14 protein-coding genes are annotated in these 18,014 nt (G+C 68.9%); 4 read left to right on the top strand and 10 right to left on the bottom strand.

Going from position 1 to position 18,014, the window contains the following annotated elements:
- The first annotated feature begins 120 nt into the window (after positions 1 to 120).
- From OHA99_RS18735 to OHA99_RS18745, 3 genes are all read left to right on the top strand, one after another.
- Positions 121 to 1,194, top strand: a complete 1,074-nt coding sequence (locus OHA99_RS18735) for a ParA family protein (RefSeq protein ID WP_161337117.1) — start codon at positions 121 to 123, stop codon at positions 1,192 to 1,194.
- Complete coding sequence (locus OHA99_RS18740) at positions 1,191 to 2,291, top strand: ParB/RepB/Spo0J family partition protein (RefSeq protein ID WP_153178916.1); 1,101 nt, start codon at positions 1,191 to 1,193, stop codon at positions 2,289 to 2,291. Before OHA99_RS18735 ends, OHA99_RS18740 begins: the two co-directional genes overlap by 4 nt.
- A gap of 328 nt (positions 2,292 to 2,619) precedes the next feature.
- The gene (locus OHA99_RS18745; protein ID WP_153178917.1) at positions 2,620 to 3,237 is read left to right on the top strand and encodes a GNAT family N-acetyltransferase; all 618 of its coding nucleotides are present in this window, start codon (positions 2,620 to 2,622) and stop codon (positions 3,235 to 3,237) included.
- An 89-nt stretch (positions 3,238 to 3,326) separates the two neighbouring features.
- On the opposite strand, the gene trxA is transcribed toward OHA99_RS18745, so the two are convergent.
- The 7 genes from trxA to OHA99_RS18780 all read right to left on the bottom strand — a co-directional run bounded on the left by trxA (position 3,327) and on the right by OHA99_RS18780 (position 13,183).
- Positions 3,327 to 3,659 carry a thioredoxin gene (trxA, locus tag OHA99_RS18750; protein WP_007388947.1) on the bottom strand — a complete coding sequence of 111 codons (333 nt, stop codon included), beginning with the start codon at positions 3,657 to 3,659 and terminating at the stop codon, positions 3,327 to 3,329.
- 39 nt (positions 3,660 to 3,698) lie between these two features.
- Positions 3,699 to 4,667, bottom strand: a complete 969-nt coding sequence (gene trxB, locus OHA99_RS18755) for a thioredoxin-disulfide reductase (protein WP_153178918.1) — start codon at positions 4,665 to 4,667, stop codon at positions 3,699 to 3,701.
- A gap of 159 nt (positions 4,668 to 4,826) precedes the next feature.
- A complete protein-coding gene (locus OHA99_RS18760) occupies positions 4,827 to 5,675 on the bottom strand; it encodes an anti-sigma factor (RefSeq protein ID WP_153181862.1) in 849 nt (282 codons plus the stop codon).
- Between the two features lie 17 nt (positions 5,676 to 5,692).
- Entirely contained in the window at positions 5,693 to 6,418 is a 726-nt protein-coding gene (gene sigM / locus OHA99_RS18765; protein ID WP_381499007.1) for an RNA polymerase sigma factor SigM, read from the bottom strand.
- Positions 6,419 to 6,448: 30 nt separating this feature from the next.
- Entirely contained in the window at positions 6,449 to 8,167 is a 1,719-nt protein-coding gene (locus OHA99_RS18770; protein WP_381499010.1) for a protein kinase family protein, read from the bottom strand.
- 139 nt (positions 8,168 to 8,306) lie between these two features.
- On the bottom strand, positions 8,307 to 10,679 hold the full coding sequence (gene murJ, locus OHA99_RS18775) for a murein biosynthesis integral membrane protein MurJ (protein WP_381499013.1): 2,373 nt from the start codon (positions 10,677 to 10,679) through the stop codon (positions 8,307 to 8,309).
- Between the two features lie 44 nt (positions 10,680 to 10,723).
- On the bottom strand, positions 10,724 to 13,183 hold the full coding sequence (locus OHA99_RS18780; RefSeq protein ID WP_405696831.1) for a DUF6049 family protein: 2,460 nt from the start codon (positions 13,181 to 13,183) through the stop codon (positions 10,724 to 10,726).
- A 225-nt stretch (positions 13,184 to 13,408) separates the two neighbouring features.
- Between OHA99_RS18780 and OHA99_RS18785 the strand changes: the two genes are divergently transcribed.
- The gene (locus OHA99_RS18785; RefSeq protein ID WP_366472385.1) at positions 13,409 to 14,860 is read left to right on the top strand and encodes a CCA tRNA nucleotidyltransferase; all 1,452 of its coding nucleotides are present in this window, start codon (positions 13,409 to 13,411) and stop codon (positions 14,858 to 14,860) included.
- 92 nt (positions 14,861 to 14,952) lie between these two features.
- Here OHA99_RS18785 and OHA99_RS18790 read toward each other — a convergent pair whose 3' ends face one another.
- The 3 genes from OHA99_RS18790 to OHA99_RS18800 all read right to left on the bottom strand — a co-directional run bounded on the left by OHA99_RS18790 (position 14,953) and on the right by OHA99_RS18800 (position 17,996).
- Positions 14,953 to 15,450, bottom strand: coding sequence for a hypothetical protein (locus OHA99_RS18790; RefSeq protein ID WP_153178924.1), 498 nt, complete (start codon positions 15,448 to 15,450; stop codon positions 14,953 to 14,955).
- Positions 15,451 to 15,571: 121 nt separating this feature from the next.
- Positions 15,572 to 16,834 (bottom strand): MFS transporter, encoded by a 1,263-nt coding sequence (locus OHA99_RS18795; protein WP_366472875.1) that lies wholly within the window; start codon positions 16,832 to 16,834, stop codon positions 15,572 to 15,574.
- A gap of 79 nt (positions 16,835 to 16,913) precedes the next feature.
- The gene (locus OHA99_RS18800) at positions 16,914 to 17,996 is read right to left on the bottom strand and encodes an inositol-3-phosphate synthase (RefSeq protein ID WP_366472876.1); all 1,083 of its coding nucleotides are present in this window, start codon (positions 17,994 to 17,996) and stop codon (positions 16,914 to 16,916) included.
- Between the last annotated feature and the right edge of the window lie 18 nt (positions 17,997 to 18,014).

Raw genomic sequence — 18,014 nt, forward strand, 5'->3', positions numbered from 1 at the left:
GCCGCGGCCGACCCACGCGAACGGAAGCCTCTCGGGGCACTCGGAGAGGGCACGGAGTTGTCCACAGAGGTGGATTTCTCCACAGAAGACCAGGCCTCACTGGTTCATGACCCCGAAGGCATGGGAGGCTCTGTTCATTGCGAGCCTGAAGTCGAGGAGAGTGAATCCTTGCGGTCCGACGCCAATATCGCGGGACCGATGACCGATCCGGTCCCCGGCCCCCGTACCGAGTCGTTGGGGGCGGATGTTTCACGTGAAACACCGCCTCCGATGGACGACACTCCGATCGGTCGTGCTGCCCAACTGGCCGTGGAGGCTCTGGGCCGTGCCGGCGAGGGACTGCCGCGGCCGGAGCAGACCCGGGTCATGGTCGTGGCGAACCAGAAGGGCGGTGTGGGCAAGACGACGACGACCGTCAATCTTGCCGCGTCACTGGCCCTGCACGGCGCGAGAGTCCTGGTCGTCGACCTCGACCCACAGGGCAACGCATCCACCGCGCTGGGTATCGACCATCACGCCGATGTGCCTTCCATCTACGACGTGCTGGTCGAGAGCCGACCGCTCTCGGAAGTGGTCCAGCCGGTCCCCGATGTCGAGGGCCTGTTCTGCGCGCCCGCCACGATCGATCTCGCCGGTGCGGAGATCGAACTGGTCTCTCTGGTCGCCCGCGAGAGCCGACTGCAGCGGGCCATCACGGCGTACGAGCAGCCGCTGGACTACATCCTCATCGACTGCCCGCCCTCCCTCGGTCTGCTGACGGTCAACGCGCTTGTGGCGGGCCAGGAGGTACTGATCCCGATTCAGTGCGAGTACTACGCGCTGGAAGGACTGGGACAGCTACTGCGCAACGTCGACCTGGTACGCGGGCACCTCAACCCCACGCTGCATGTGTCGACGATTCTCCTCACCATGTACGACGGCCGGACGCGGCTTGCGTCCCAGGTCGCGGACGAGGTGCGCAGCCACTTCGGCGAGGAGGTGCTACGGACGAGCATTCCCCGCTCGGTCCGTATCTCCGAGGCTCCGAGTTACGGGCAGACGGTACTGACCTACGATCCAGGATCAAGTGGAGCCCTCTCCTACCTGGAGGCGGCCCGTGAGATCGCGCTGAAGGGTGTGGGCGTCAACTATGACGCGACCCACGCCCATGTCGGCGCTCAGAATGATCCGAACATGGTGGAGGGGATCCAGTGAGTGAGCGACGGAGGGGGCTGGGCCGTGGTCTGGGCGCACTGATCCCCAACGCCCCGACCGAGAAGTCGGTTGCCTCGGCAGCATTGGGGACCGCGGCTTCCGCGTCCTCGGGGGCGATGCCTCTGCTGCCGAACGAACGCGGAGTGGCCGCGGCGAAGGTGGCCACGCTGCCGCACGTTTCACGTGAAACGGAGGAGCCGGCGGCTCTCCACGGTACGGAAGGGCTTCGTCCTCCCCTGGGGGCGCACTTCGCCGAGGTGCCTCTCGACGCCATTACGCCGAATCCGAAGCAGCCGCGCAAGGACTTCGACGACGACGCACTGGCCGAGCTCGTCACCTCCATCAGGGAGGTCGGTCTGCTTCAGCCGGTAGTCGTACGGCCGACGGAGCCCGGGCGTTATGAGCTCATCATGGGCGAGCGCCGTTTCCGGGCCTGCCGAGAGCTGGAACTGGATGCCATCCCGGCGATCGTGCGGGCGACCGAGGACGAGAAGCTCCTCCTGGACGCCCTTCTGGAGAACCTGCACCGCGCTCAGCTGAATCCGCTGGAGGAGGCGTTCGCCTACGACCAGCTGCTGAAGGACTTCAACTGCACGCACGACCAGCTGGCGGACCGTATCGGTCGTTCCCGCCCGCAGGTCTCCAACACGCTGCGTCTGCTGAAGCTGTCCCCGAAGGTGCAGAACCGGGTGGCCGCAGGTGTGCTTTCCGCAGGGCATGCGCGGGCCTTGCTGTCCGTCGACGACCCGGAGGAGCAGGACCGGCTGGCCCATCGCATCGTGGCCGAAGGCCTGTCGGTGCGGTCGGTCGAGGAGATCGTGACCCTGATGGGTTCCCGGCCGCAGAAGCCCCAGCGGGCCAAGGGCCCACGGGCCGGCTCCTTGGTCTCCCCGGCGCTCTCGGACCTGGCGACACGGCTCTCGGACCGCTTCGAAACCCGAGTGAAGGTCGACCTGGGACAGAAGAAGGGCAAGATCACCGTGGAGTTCGCCTCCATGGATGATCTGGAGCGGATCCTCGGCAGCCTGGCTCCTGGCGAAGGCCCCGTTCTGCAGAAGGGCCTCCTGGAGGACGAGGACGACGACGTCGAGTCCTGATACCGGGGTGGCGGAGCGCCCGGCGGTGCTTCGGGAGCCTCAGGGCGGGCCGTGTCCGGTGCATACCGGAAACACGGTCCGCCCTTTGCTTTGCGTCGGTGTCGAGGCCACCGCATCGTGGATACGATGCGACCGGGATGGCGTTGTCACCTGGCAGTACCTCTGAGAGGAAGGCAGGGGCCATGCGAACGATGAGCCGCACCGAACTGGTGAGCGCGGGCTTGGGGCTGGGCGCGGTCGGTGGGTTCATCGGTAGCCTGCTCAGGGAACGGAGCGCTCTGACGGCCGCCCGAGACGCGGCAGGCGAAGGAAGCGAGGAACAGCCTTCATGGGGCGCCGGTTCGTACCGCTCACGCTCGACAACCTCCAGGACCTTCCCCAACGCTGTCGCTCGTGCGTCTTCTGGGAACTGGACCCCGTCAGCGGCGAGGCCGCGGTAAAGGCGGGCACATCCGCGCTGAAGAAGGAGACCTGGATCTCCGCTGTCCTGCTGGACTGGGGATCGTGCGGCCGGGTGGTCTATGTCGATGACGTGCCGGTGGGCTTCGTTCTTTATGCACCCCCGGCGTATGTGCCGCGCTCGGCTGCCTTCCCCACCAGTCCGGTCTCCCCGGACGCGGTGCAACTGATGACCGCGTTCGTGATGCCGGGGTACCAGGGTCAGGGGCTGGGCCGGGTGATGGTCCAGACAGTCGCCAAGGATCTTCTGCGCCGCGGCTTCAAGGCGATCGAGGCTTTTGGGGACGCTCGCTGGAAGGAGCCGGCCTGCGTGCTGCCGGCGGAGCATCTGCTGGCGGTGGGCTTCAAGACGGTCCGGCCGCATCCCCGGCATCCGCGGCTGCGGCTGGACCTCCGCTCCACACTTTCCTGGAAGGAAGACGTGGAGATGGCACTGGACCGCCTGCTGGGTGCCGTCCAGAAGGAACCGGCGCTGCGTCCGCTGTAGCGATGCTTGGGAAGCTGCTGTAAGCCGAATGGGCCGACCCGTTCGGGTCGGCCCATTCGTGTTTCACGTGAAACGTCAGTCGGCGATCATCAGTCGGCGATGAAGTCCTCGAGGTCGCGGACGATTGCGGCCTTCGGCTTGGCACCGACGATGGTCTTGGCGACCTCGCCGCCCTGGTAGACGTTCAGGGTCGGGATGGACATGACGCCGTACTTGGCGGCCGTACCCGGGTTCTCGTCGATGTTCAGCTTGACGATCTCGATCTTGTCGCCGTACTCGGCTGCGATCGCTTCGAGGGACGGCGCGATCTGGCGGCACGGACCGCACCAGGCGGCCCAGAAGTCGACCAGCACGGGCTTGTCGTTCTTGAGGACGTCCTGCTCGAAGGTGTCGTCGGTCACGTGCTTCAGGGTGCCGGCCACGGCGGGCTCCTTAACTGAGTGGTGCGGGGGATGGGGTGGTCAGACGGCGGTCTTCTCGGGCTCGGCCTGGTCCTCGTCACTGAGGGCGGCGAGGAAGCGCTCGGCGTCGAGAGCGGCGGAGCAGCCGGTGCCCGCGGCGGTGATCGCCTGGCGGTAGGTGTGGTCGACCACGTCACCGGCGCCGAAGACACCCGTCAGGTTGGTGCGGGTCGAAGGCGCTTCGACCTTCAGGTAGCCCTCCGGGTCCAGGTCGAGCTGGCCCTTGAAGAGCTCGGTGCGCGGGTCGTGGCCGATCGCGATGAACAGGCCGGTCACCGGCAGGTCCGAGAGTTCGCCGGTCTTGACGTTGCGCAGCTTCAGGCCCGCGAGCTTCTGGTCGCCCTGGACCTCGGCGACCTCGCTGTCCCAGACGAACGAGATCTTGGGGTCGGCGAAGGCACGCTCCTGCATCGCCTTGGAGGCACGCAGGGTGTCACGACGGTGGACGATCGTCACGGACTTCGCGAAGCGGGAGAGGAACGTGGCCTCCTCCATCGCGGTGTCACCGCCACCGATCACGGCGATGTCCTGGTCCTTGAAGAAGAAGCCGTCACAGGTCGCGCACCAGGAGACACCGCGGCCGGACAGTGCGTCCTCGTTCGGCAGACCGAGCTTGCGGTGCTGGGAGCCGGTGGTGACGATGACGGCCTTGGCCCGGTGGACCGTTCCGGCCGTGTCGGTGACGGTCTTGATCTCACCGCTGAGGTCGACGGCCACGATGTCGTCCGGGATCAGCTCGGCACCGAAGCGCTCCGCCTGGGCCCGCATGTTGTCCATGAGTTCGGGGCCCATGATGCCGTCCTGGAAGCCGGGGAAGTTCTCCACCTCGGTGGTGTTCATCAGAGCTCCGCCCGCAGTGACGGCACCTTCGAACACCAGCGGCTTCAGCGACGCTCGCGCGGTGTAGAGCGCCGCCGTGTAGCCGGCGGGCCCGGAGCCGATGATGATCACGTTTCGGACGTCGCTCACGGCTTCATTCCTCGTCTCTGGACTGCGTCTTCAAGGCCGGGTGGAGCTGCACTCGGAACTCTCACCCCACCTAACGGATCCTACGGGGCGCGCATTCCCGCTGTGTCCGGGCACACGGCGTGCGTGCCGGACCGCACGGCGAAGGGGAGGCCTGCTCGACTACGAACGCGCGTAGGAGTGCTTCAGAAGGATCATGGCCTTGCCGATCGCGGGCTGGTTCACACACGTCGACTCGACAATGTAGGCGGTGACCCGGGTGTCATTGGCCGCATCGGGCATGACCACCAGCAGTGCTTCCTTGCCCTTGTAGACGCCCTGCTCCGTGGCGATCGCCGCGTCGTCGCGACCGATGCCCTTGCGAACGCACTCGGGGACGGTCGGCTGCTTGAACACATGGTTCTCGGCGGTCTCGCCACCGTTCTCGGACTCCATGCCGAAGCTGCGCGGTGTGCGGGAACCGTTCTGAGCGCTCCCGTCCGCGACGAGGCCGGTGACCTTCTCCTTGAGGTGTCCCTCGGAGAAGGTGTCCGCGAGTGCTGTCTGCTGCCCTTGTGCGGTGTCTTCTGACTGGCTTCCCCCGGTCAGAGAGGACACGATGACCGAGCCCAATCCGATCGCGGCAGCGGCGGCCACGGCGCCGAGGACAGCGATCCGTCGTCGTCCGCCTCGACGGCGGTCCTTGCGGCCGGGGCCGGTGGAGGAGTGGCGAGGGTGCCCGGCGGGCCGACCGACCGGTGTCGACGTTTCACGTGAAACATGTGCTTCGTCGGCAACGCCCGGCTGGGGTTCGGCTGCCAGGGCGGCGTCGATGCGGGCGGCCACGTCGTCCGGCATGGCGGCTGGGGGCGCCAGGGTGCCGAGCAGGTCCTGGACCTCCTCCAGCGAGGCGTAGACGTCCGCGCAGAGCGCGCAGCTCTCCAGGTGTCGTCGCACGTCGGTGGTGCGCGCGGAGGGGAGGATGCCTTCGGCGAGGTCGGAGATCTCCACGACGTCCGGGTGTCCGGTCATGTCTGTCGTCGACGACGTCACGCTCGTCCACCTCCGCCCTTCACTGCGGCTGAATCGCTCGGTCCTGCTTCCGGCGGATCCGCACGCTGCGGCCCCGCTGCGGGTGGGACGGATGTCCCCTGCGTCCGGTTCCGCTCCGCGCCGGGTTTCGTCCGTTCCTGGCTGCCGTCGGGCCGGAGGTGGGTGAGCAGCGGCAGGAGCCTGGCTCTGCCCCGGGCGCACCGGCTTTTGATCGTCCCGGTCGGTACGTCCAGGACACGGGCCGCCTCCGCGACGGGGTAGCCCTGCATGTCGACCAGGACGAGAGCGGCCCGCTGGTCGGCCGGAAGGGTGTCCAGGGCCTCCAGCAGCTGGCGGTGCAGATCGTTGCGCTCGGCGGGCGCGGAGGCCGACTCGTGGGGCTCCAGGAGCTGGTCCAGGCGCTCGGTGTCGTCGACGGGTGCGGTCTTGCGCGATGCTGCCTTACGGGCACGGTCCAGACAGGCGTTCACCGTGATCCGGTGCAGCCAGGTGGTGACGGCGGCCTGTCCGCGGAAGGTGTGGGCCGCCCGGTAGGCGGAGACGAGTGCGTCCTGGACGGCGTCGGCGGCTTCCTCGCGATCGCCCAGCGTGCGCAGGGCCACCGCCCAGAGGCGGTCGCGGTGACGGCGCACCAGCTCACCGAAGGCCTCTGGATCACCCTGGACGTGCCGGGTGAGGAGGTCCTGATCGCTGATGCCGCCGTGCGCGGTGTCATCTGCCATCAGCCTCCTCCCCCTTTCCCCGGCGGGCCCTCAGCCCTTGAAGGTCACGTCGGTGATCGCCTGCTTGTAGCCGGCGCCGCTGTAGCCGTCGGACGGAGCGTTCGGCACGTCCGTCATCCACAGGAGGACGTACCGCGTCTTGACGGGCTTCGACGCCTTGGCCGTGAGTGAGGTGCCGGTCGTGGTCGCGCTCGCGATCTCCTTCATGCCGTCGACTCCGGTCGAGGGCGCCAGGGAATCGGCGGCGTAGAGGTGCACGGTCGTGTGATCACCGGTGTACCGGAGTCCTATCGACGCCGTCGAGACGTCCTGCTCCGAACCGAGGTCGTAGACGATGCCGACCCCGGGCTTGTACGGCGCGAGCTTCGGGCCCTCGTTGTACTTCTTCGTGCGCCAGAAGGTGGAGGCGTCACCGTCGTAGGTCTTGGCCACGTCCTGCGGCGCCTGGGCACTGCCACTGGCGACGTACTCCTGGGCCGTCTGCACACTGATCGGCTTGGCCGGCTCGGTCCGCTCGCCGTTCTTGTCGTTGCCGTCCGTCGTCTGGGTCTGGTTCTGGTTGTCGGCCTTGCCGCCCCGTTCCATGAGCGCGTCCGCGAGCTGCCAGCTGCCGAGGCCGAGCGCGGCGATCAGCAGGGCCGAGACGCTCCATTTCAGGGCCTTGCCGGTACGGCTCTGCAGCGGGGGCGGTGGCGTCGGCACGGGCTGGGTGACGCCGGGACGCGGCGCCGGGCGGCCGTACGCTCCCTGCTGGTAGGCCGTCCGCTGGTACTGGGGCGGGGCGGTGTACGCCGGCTCCGGCGGGCGGATACGCGGCATCTCGCCGATCGCCTTCACCAGTTCCTCCGGCGTGGTGCACGGCGACTCGTGGCGGGAAGCGGTGGCGCCGTCGTTGGCGAGCGCCCGCATCGCCAGTTCGGACAGGCGGCGGTGGATGCCGGCCCGCACCTGGTCCGGCGGAATCAGCCCGATGTCCTTGGGCAGCCCCGCCAGACCGTGGGCGTCGGTCTCGTACGGCCACCGCTGGGTGAGCGTGGCGTACAGAAGGGCGCCGATGGCCTCGGTGTCGGTGCGCTGCGGGGTGTCGGAACTGATGCCGCGCAGCGCGGCGTTGACGGCGAGTCCACGGATCCGCCACTGGCCGGTCGACGTACGCAGCACCGCGTTGGGGCTCAGGCGAAGGTGCGCGAGGCCCTCGCGGTGGGCGGCCGCCATGGCCGACGCGACCTGACTGACCATCTGGTAGGCGTCGTAGGCCTCCAGCGGTCCGGAGGCGAGGAGGGCCGTCAGCTCGGTGGCGTCGGGGAGCCACTCGTGCACGACGTAGACGAGGTCGTTGTCCTCGACGGCATCCAGTACCTGGACGAAGCGGGGGTCGCCGAGCAGGGCGGAGGAGCGCGCGGCGGCCAGCACGGAGCGGGCCCGTGCGTGATCCGCCGGGAGGAGATGGACGCCGACGGCGCGGCGCAGTTTCTCGTCGACGGCCCGCCAACTGCTGAAGCCGTCCAGACGGGTGACGCACTCCTCGAGGCGGTAGCGTCTGGCCAGCTTGTGCCCACTGTGCAGTTCGGGAGGCGAGGCCTTGCCGGATTCCTCGCTCGTGGGGTTCCCCTGTGCCTCGTCGCTGTCCGTGTCCCGCTCCCGGTTGTTGGCCACCCCGTCGGCCGTGGACTGGTCCGCCTGTGCGGTCAGCGGCTCGTCACCGCTGTTGTCTGCCACGTCGACGGCAGCTGTGCTCCGTTCCGCCACCGTCGTTCCTGCCTCCCCATTCCGTGCGCGTCGGCCGACTCCCGATCCGCGCGTCCGACGCCGAACCCAATTGTGCCCACAGTCCGCCGCTATGCACGACACACAGCGGAGGACGATGGTTGTGCGCCTACCCCGGGTCTCAGCGTCCCAGGCGTCCGCGCACCATGCCGACCAGAGAGTTGACTTCCTCGATGCGCATGCGGCGGGCGGCGACGAAGAAGACACCGAACAGCAGCACTCCGCCCGCCAGCAGCGCGGCGAACGATCCCACGACGCCCTGGCCGAGCGCACGGCTGATCGCGTAGCAGGCGGCACCACCCATCAGAGCAGCCGGTACGGACGCGATGCACAGCCGGGCGTACGTCCGCAGCACGCGGGCACCGTCGAGGTCCCCGCCGAGCCGCTTGCGAAGCCTGCGCCAGGCGACGCCCACACCGATCACGTAGGCCAGGCCGTAGGAGGCGGCCATGCCGACGACGGCCCAGCGGGAGGGCAGCAGGAAGTAACACAGGCCCGCGGCAGCGGCATTGACCACGGCCACGATGACGGTGTTGTAGAAGGGCGTCCGGGTGTCCTCGTAGGCGTAGAAGGCGCGCAGGACGACGTACTGCACGGAGTACGGGATGAGACCGAGGCCGAAGGCCATCAGCATGTAGCCCATGTTGGTGGCTTCGCTGGTGCCCGACGAGCCGAACATGAGCGTGCACATGGGGATGCCGAGTGCCACGAAACCGAAGGACACGGGAACGATGGCCACAGCAGTGGTGCGCAGGCCCTGGGAGATGTCGTCCCGGACCGCTCCCCCGTCGTCCTCGGATGCCGAGCGGGAGATGCGGGGCAGCAGGGCGGCCATGAGGGAGACGGTGATGATGGCCTGCGGCAGCCCCCAGATCAGCTGTGCGTTGGCGTAGGCGGCGAAACCTGTGCCGTCCACGGGGGATGCCTTGCCCGCCGCGGTGGAGAGCTGGATGACGATCATGGCGCCCGCCTGGTTGGCGAGCACGAACAGCACCGTCCACTTGGCGAGGGTGATGGCCTTGCCGAGCCCGTGCCCCCGCCAGTCGAAGCGGAGCCGGAGTCGGAAACCCGTCTCCCGCAGGTACGGGATCATGGCCAGGGACTGCACGATGAGGCCCAGCAGTACACCGATGCCGAGCAGACGCTCGCCCTCCGGCGGGATGCTCGTGACCTTCATACCGGAGCTCTCGGCGGTGCCGTAGACCCAGATGAACATGCCCAGGGTCACGATGATGACGATGTTGTTCAGGACCGGGGTCCACATCATCGCGCCGAACCGACCACGGGCGTTGAGGACCTGCCCCATCACCACGTGCAGACCCATGAAGAAGATGGAGGGAAGGAAGTAGCGGACGAAGGTGATGCCGACCTCGTTCGCGGCCGGGTCACTGGCCACGGGATTGGACAGGAGCCGGATCAGCAAGGGTGCGGCCAGGACCGTGATCACTGTCAGCGCGCCCAGTGCCACCATGACAAGGGTCAGCAGACGGTTGGCGTACGCCTCGCCACCGTCCTCGTCGTCCTTCATGGCGCGCACGAGCTGCGGTACGAAGACGGAGTTGAGTCCGCCGCCCACGGTGAGGATGTAGATCATCGTGGGCAGCTGGTAGGCGACCTGGAAGGTGTCGCCGAGCAGGCCGACACCCAGCGCCGAAACGATCAGCGCCGACCGGATGAACCCGGTCAGCCGCGACACCATCGTGCCCGCCGCCATCACGGCGCTCGACTTCAGCAGGCCGCCCGCACGGCCGCCCTTCTTGGGCGCGGCGGCCGGTGCTGCCGCAGGGGCGGGCTCGGGCTCCTGGAGAGGTGCCTCGGCCGCCTCGGGAGTGGGAGCCACCGCGTACTGGCCGGGAGCGGGCGCCGCGTGCTGCCCGGGCGTCGGAGCGGGGGTGCCGTACTGACCGTGGGCCGGAGCGTTCCCGTACGGGTCGGGCCCCTGGTGCCCGCCGTACTGCCCCGGTCCGGCCGGGCCGCCGTACGGCGCCGGGGCGGGGACGGCCGGCTGGTCGTTGTACGAGGGGTGGCCGCTGCCCTGCTGCTGGTCGCGGAACAGGTGCGCGAAGGCGTCCGGCTCGTGGCGCTGGTCACCGGCCTGGCCGACCAGGTCGTCCACGCCGACGAACTGCGTGGTCCGAGGGTCGTCGCCGTACGGCAGGTACTGCGTCGGGCCCTCCGGTTCCGGAGCCGGGGTCTGGGCCCAGAGGCGGGGGTCGGGGGCGTGGGGCGACTGGGCGGGCTGGGAGTACAGCGGCTGCTGCGGCGGGTACGTGCCCGGGGGCGGAGGGGGGTGGGCGGCGCGGTCGTAGAGCGCCTCGGAGACCGGATCCTGGGCGGAGAGGTCCTGTGCCCGGTACGGGTCCTGGTCGTAGGCGTCCTGGAGGTACATGTCCGCGGGCGGCTGCGGCGCCTGGCCGGGGTCCGGCGGCGGGACCTGGGGGTGCCCCGAGCCGTCCGCGGCCCGACCGCGGTCACCGTCGTACGGCGCGTTCATGGTTACCCCACCTCATCGTCCCGGGCCGACCGGCCACGACATCCTCAACGGTCCACTCTCTCACCCGTGCCGGACGGGTCGGCGCTTTCCGCTGCGGTGTCCGGTGTCGGGTCACTCGGCTGCTCCGGGTCGGCTGCCCGGGCCGGTGCCTCGGACTCCTGTGTGGGACGTGCCTCGGCGTCCTCCGGTTTCTCCGGTGCGCCGTCGGAGTTCTCCGTCGCCTCCGGCTCCCCGGGCTCGGTCGCGTCGCTCTCGTCGCTCTCGTCGCTCTCGTCGCTCTCGTCGGTTTCGTCGGTTTCGTCGGTCTTCTCGGCGGCGCGGGCCGCGGCGCGCTTGCGCTGCGTGTACATCCGGAAGCCGGCGAGGACGAGCAGCAGGACACCGCCGCCGATGACGAGCATCACGGTGGCCGTGATCTCCGTGACCTTCACGTCGAAGGTGACGGGCTTGCCGTAGGGCCGACCGTCCGTCGTGTACAGCTGGGCGATCACCGTCGCCCGGCCGTTGGCGTTGGCCGAGGTGGTGAACTTCACCGACTGGCTGTGGCCGCCGGAGACCGAGATCGGCTGCTCCTTGTACCGGGCGCCGCCGATCTCGAGACGGGTCGGGTTCGTGGAGGTGAGCCGCAGCACCAGGGGGCCGACGTCCTGCACCAGGTTGTTCTGCACCGTCACCGGGATGGTGGCGCTGCGGCCGGAGAGCTTCGTCTCCGACTTGTCGATCAGCCTGACCCGGCCGGACAGACCGTCGAGGTACTTCTTCACCCCGGCGCGGAACGACTCCGCCTCGGCGGGCCTGCCGCGCCACGACACGGACATCTCCCGGTTCAGGGCGCGCCCGAAGGGGGTCACCACGCGGGACGGGTCCGAGAGCACGACCTTGAAGCTGTCCAGGGCGTCCTGCGTCCGCGCGCTCTCCACGAAGGCCGCTCGGGGCAGCTCCTTCTTCCGCAGCGCCGACGGGTAGGAGGAGGTCCCCGGCACCGTGGTGGAGGCGTCCGGGTCCGGCTTGGCCTCGGAGGCCGCCACCAGCTTCTGGGACTGTGACCAGGTGCCGCTCTGGAGGGTCCGCAGCGCCTCGGCCATCGCGCGGGCCTGGCTGCCGGTGGGCGTGCGCTGGGGGGCGATGACGACGCTGCGCTGCTTGTCGGTCTGCTGGCCCAGGCCGAGGCTCTGGGCGAGGAAGCGCTGCACGGCGAGTGTGGTGGCGGACGCCGACGTCAGGTCGCCCTCGAAGGCCGTGGACAGCCGGGCGTCCGCCACGACGGCCGTGGTGCCGCCGCCGATGGGGCGCGCTGCGGAGGGCGTGTAGGGCAGGCCGTTGCGCTCCTGGAGGCTGTCGCTGCGCGCGATCACCTTGTCGGCGCCGGCAGAGGTGGCGACCTTGACGATCGACCGGTCGACGGCGCCGTCCACGGGCCAGGCGAAGTCGGTGTTCGGCTTCACGTGGAGGATCGGCTCGACGGTGTTGTCGACGACGTCCGTCGCTTCCTTGAGCTGACTCAGCGAGCCGGCGACGTCCGTGCCGTTGTGGGCCAGGGACGCCAGGTCGGGGTCGGCGAAGGGGAGGGCGACGACCTCCTCGTCGGCCACCGCGTCCTGCAGGTCGGCGAGCCACTGCTTGGCGATCGTCTGGTGGGTACCGGCGACGGTCTTGTCCCCGTCCCGGACGCGGTAGCTGCCCGTCATCGCGTCGACGGAGGCCAGCAGGTCCGGGTCGACCACCCAGGTGACGTCGAGGTCCTTGCCCAGGGTCACCATCTGGTTCAGGCGGCCGCCGGGGGAGATCTCCTTCGCCAGGTCGTCATTGAGGAAGACCGGGGTCTGCTCCTCGTTCGGTCCCGTTTCGGCGGCCATGTGCGTCGTCGAGACGAGTGGCCACAGCGCCGTGGTCTTGGTCTTGGTGTCGGCCCCGTCGGGCTGCCAGGGCAGGAAGGTCCGCTGGATGCCGAGGATCTGCTGCCACGGCTGTGCCGAGGTCTCACCGGACAGCGAGACGGCGAATTGGTACACGCCGTCGTCGCCGAGGTTCAGATCGTCGACCGGGACGGAGATGTTGAAGTGCTCGGCGACGCCCGGGGTGAGCTTGGAGAACTTCTCGGTGTACTTGTTGTCGATCTCCGGAGGGATGGAGCTTCGAAGGTCGTCACTGTCCTTGGCGATCGCGTCGACGGACGAGCGAGTGTCGATCTCCGGGCCCACCCGCAGGCCCACATGGGCGTCGGTGACGGTCTGCTCGCCCCTGTTGGTCACGGTGCCCGAGACGGTCACCGTGTCCCCGTCCGTGGGCGCGGAGGGAGTGAGTGAATCGACGGCGACGGCCACCGGTCCCGAGTCGGAGTCGGCCAGGGCGGCGGCGGCGTTCTGGGCCTGTGCCGTGCCGGCGGCGGGCAACTGGACGAGGCCGGCCAGCAGCGGCGCCCCGGCGATCAGTGCCGTGGTGCGCCGGAGCCACCGGCGGGCAGGTGAGGCACTGGTCCCCTGGAAGTCTGCCGCCTCGGCCACGCGCTCGCCCGTCCCTCGTCGTGATCAGTGGTCGTCGGAATGTGCGTCCACGCATGGTAACGATGTGCGCCGAGCGGAAGTGCCGCGGAGTACGCCACAAGATCCGCTGCCGGGCCGGGCTTCCCCGTATGTGCGCCTATAAAGGGAGCGGTGTGGAAGTGGGGGATTCCACGCCCGATGAATGGGGGCGCCTGTCTCCGCCCGGGCCACGTACCCTGTTCTGTTGTGCCGAACGCCAACGAAGTCAGCCCCAGTGTCCTGAGCCAGGAGCAGCAGCGCGCGGTGAACGAGCCGCTGCGGATCGCCCCTGTCGCCGACGATCTCGCCCGCCGTTTTCAGGAGGCCGGGTTCTCGCTCGCCCTGGTCGGTGGATCGGTTCGGGACGCCTTGCTGGGGCGGCTCGGCAATGACCTGGACTTCACGACCGACGCCCGCCCTCAGGACGTACTGAAGATCATGCGTCCCTGGGCGGACGCGGTGTGGGAGGTCGGGATCGCCTTCGGCACGGTCGGAGGTCAGAAGGACGGCTGGCAGATCGAGGTGACCACCTATCGGTCGGAGGCGTACGACCGCACCTCGCGCAAGCCCGAGGTGTCCTACGGCGACTCGATCGATGAGGACCTCGTCCGGCGTGACTTCACGGTGAACGCGATGGCCGTCGCGCTGCCGGAGAAGGTGTTCATCGACCCCCACGGCGGACTCGACGATCTCGCGGCCGGTGTGCTGCGGACTCCGGGTACTCCGGAGGATTCCTTCTCGGACGACCCGCTCCGGATGATGCGGGCCGCGCGTTTCGCCGCGCAGCTCGACTTCGAGGTGGCCCCGGAGGTCGTCAAGGCCATGCAGGACATGGCCGGGCGCATCGACATCGTCTCGGCCGAGCGGGTCAGGGACGAACTGAACAAGCTCATCCTCTCCGCACACCCGCGCAAGGGGCTCTCCCTGCTGGTGGAGACCGGCCTCGCCGAGCGGGTCCTGCCCGAGCTGCCGGCCCTGCGGCTGGAGCGTGACGAGCACCACCGGCACAAGGACGTCTACGACCACACGCTCATCGTCCTGGAGCAGGCGATGGCCCTGGAGAGCGACGGTCCGGACCTGACCCTCCGCCTGGCTGCCCTGCTGCACGACATCGGCAAGCCGCGTACCCGTCGCTTCGAGAAGGACGGCAGGGTCTCGTTCCACCACCACGAGGTGGTCGGTGCCAAGATGACGAAGAAGCGCATGGTTGCACTCAAGTACTCCAACGACCTGGTCAGGGACGTCTCACGCCTGGTCGAGCTGCATCTGCGCTTCCACGGCTACGGCACGGGCGAGTGGACGGACTCCGCGGTCCGTCGCTATGTCCGGGACGCCGGGCCGCTGCTCGACCGGCTGCACAAACTGACGCGGTCGGACTGCACGACGCGCAACAAGCGCAAGGCGTCGGCCCTCTCCCGTGCCTACGACGGCCTGGAGGAGCGGATTGCCCAGCTTCAGGAGCAGGAGGAGCTGGACGCGATCCGTCCCGACCTGGACGGCAACCAGATCATGGAGATCCTCGGCATCCGTCCCGGGCCGGCCGTCGGGCAGGGGTACAAGTTCCTGCTGGAGCTTCGCCTGGAGAACGGGCCGATGGAACACGACGCGGCGGTGGCTGCCCTGAAGGAGTGGTGGGCGCAGCACCCGGAGAACGCATGAGAAACGGGCGGCACGTTTCACGTGAAACGTGCCGCCCGCTGGTTGTGTTTCACGTGAAACACAACCTCGCTGTCGCGCTCGATTGACGGTCCCTACTTCACTTCCTTGAGGCACAGGACAACCTTGTGGCTGCTGCTGCCCGTCTGGTAGTAGGAGATCGTTGCTTCCTTGACCGCCTCGCACTTGCTGTCGTCGCTGGTGTTGTCGAACTTCTCGACGACTTCGAATTCCGCGTCACTCGAAGAGCAGTCGACCGTCTTGAGGTCCGGGCTGACCTGCGTGCCCTCGTTGTGCATGCAGTCGCCCACGGCGGTGGTCTCGGCGTCGGACTGGCCCAGGTACCACTTGACCCCGCCGATCGCCAGGGCCACCACGATGACGCCGACGATGCTCAGCAGCTTCTTCTTGAACTGGTTGGAGCGGGAGGGCGGCGGAACGGTAGCGCCGGGCGGAGGGAAGCCCGGCTGACCGGCCTGCTGCGGGAAGCCGGGCTGTCCCTGGGCGTAGGGGTTCTGTCCCTGAGGCTGCTGCGGAGCCTGCGGCTGGTTCTGCGCGAACGGGTTGCCCTGGGGCGGCGGCTGGGTGGTCACTGGGGGTCCCCCTGAAATAGGTGCGTGTCGCGAACATGTCGCGAGATAAGACGCACGTAAGCTACCGGGTCCCACTGACAACTCTGTAGTCCGGTGGGGCTCTGTGTCACTGATGTGACACTTACCGGCTCTCAAACCGGGCCATAGCTGCCGCAACCACTCCGTAGACCGCGGAGACTGTCACGACCAGCGGCACCGAGCGGCCGTCCGGCGGCAGCATGAGTGCGGCCACCCCGGCCGCGCCGACGAAGGCCACGTTGAACAGCACGTCGTAGACGGAGAAGATCCGGCCGCGGAAGGTGTCGTCGACGGAGAACTGCACGACCGTGTCGGTCGCGATCTTCGCTCCCTGGGTCGTCAGGCCCAGCACGAACGCGGCGGCGAGCAGCGGGGCCGTGGCGAACGGCAGGCCCAGCGCCGGTACCAGCACGGTGGCGACCGCGGCGCAGACGGCCATCCAGCGGCCGGGCCCCAGCGGTCCCGCCGCCCAGGGGGTGACCACCGCGGCCGCGAAGAAGCCCGCCCCGGAGACCCCGAGCGCCAGCCCCAGCAGGGCGAGCCCCTCGTCCGTCTCCGAGGTCAGGGCGTACCGGCACAGCATCAGCAGCATGACCAGCAGGGCGCCGTAGCAGAACCGCATCAGCGTCATGCCCGCCAGCGCCCAGGCGGCCTCCCGGCGGGCCGGTGCGGCGAGATGACGGACGCCCGCCGCCAAATCGCGGACGGTGCCGGTAAGAGCCGAGGCCAGCCTCGGCGGTACGAGTGCCGGGTCCGGGCCCAGGAGCTCCACGGCGATGCGCAGCGACGCCAGCGCGCCACACAGGTAGAGGCCCGCCCCGAGCAGCACCACGGCGGCGTCGGAGTCCGAGAACACGAGGCGCACGACGAACGCGAGGCCGCCGCCCGCCGTCGCGGCCAGGGTGCCGGCCGTCGGGGAGAGGGAGTTGGCGATCACCAGCCGCTCGGCGTCGACCACCCGGGGCAGCGCGGCGGACAGGCCCGCGAGGACGAAGCGGTTGACGGCGGTGACGCAGAGGGCCGAGACGTAGAAGAGCCAGTCGGGGACGGAGGCGACCATCAGCACCGCCGTCACCGAGGCCAGCACGGCGCGCAGCAGGTTGCCGTAGAGGAAGACCTGGCGGCGGCGCCAGCGGTCCAGCAGGACACCGGCGAAGGGGCCCACCAGGGAATAGGGGAGCAGCAGGACCGCCATCGCGGAGGCGATGGCGGCGGGCGAGGTCTGTTTCTCCGGGGAGAAGACGACGTAGGTGGCGAGCGCGACCTGGTAGACGCCGTCGGCGCCCTGGGAGAGCAGACGAACGGCGAGCAGGCGCCGAAACCCCTTCAGGCGCAGCAGGATGCGCAGGTCACGGACGACGGCCATGGGGCACAGCCTCACATATGGGAAAGGTCCCCGGGTCACACGACCCGGGGACCCTCGGCAGACCGGGGTCAGCGGCTGCTCAGCGCTCGACCTCGCCCGCGATGAACTTCTCGACGTTGGCACGGGCCTCGTCGTCGAAGTACTGGACCGGAGGGGACTTCATGAAGTAGCTCGACGCCGACAGGATCGGGCCGCCGATGCCGCGGTCCTTGGCGATCTTCGCGGCGCGCAGGGCGTCGATGATGACACCGGCCGAGTTCGGGGAGTCCCAGACCTCGAGCTTGTACTCCAGGTTCAGCGGGACGTCGCCGAAGGCGCGGCCCTCGAGGCGGACGTAGGCCCACTTGCGGTCGTCCAGCCACGCGACGTAGTCGGACGGGCCGATGTGGACGTTGTCCGCACCCAGGTCGCGGTCGGGGATCTGGGAGGTGACGGCCTGCGTCTTGGAGATCTTCTTGGACTCCAGGCGCTCGCGCTCGAGCATGTTCTTGAAGTCCATGTTGCCGCCGACGTTCAGCTGCATCGTGCGGTCCAGGACGACGCCCCGGTCCTCGAACAGCTTCGCCATGACACGGTGCGTGATGGTGGCGCCGACCTGCGACTTGATGTCGTCGCCGACGATCGGGACGCCCGCCTCGGTGAACTTGTCCGCCCACTCCTTGGTGCCGGCGATGAAGACCGGGAGGGCGTTGACGAAGGCGACCTTGGCGTCGATGGCGCACTGGGCGTAGTACTTCGCCGCGGCCTCGGAACCGACGGGCAGGTAGCAGACGAGAACGTCGACCTGCTTGTCCTTGAGGACCTGGACGACGTCGACCGGCGCCTCGGCGGACTCCTCGATGGTCTGGCGGTAGTACTTGCCGAGACCGTCGTGGGTGTGGCCGCGCTCGACCTGGACGCCGCTGTTCGGCACGTCGCAGATCTTGATGGTGTTGTTCTCGGAGGCGCCGATGGCGTCCGCGAGGTCCAGGCCGACCTTCTTGGCGTCCACGTCGAAGGCGGCGACGAACTCGATGTCACTGACGTGGTAGTCGCCGAACTGGACGTGCATCAGGCCGGGGACCTTGGCCGCCGGGTCGGCGTCCTTGTAGTACTCGACGCCCTGCACCAGTGATGCGGCGCAGTTGCCCACACCGACGATGGCTACGCGAACCGAACCCATTCCGGTTGCTCCCTGTGT

The organism is Streptomyces coelicoflavus, assembly GCF_045041415.1.
GTDB classification, from domain to species: domain Bacteria; phylum Actinomycetota; class Actinomycetes; order Streptomycetales; family Streptomycetaceae; genus Streptomyces; species Streptomyces coelicoflavus.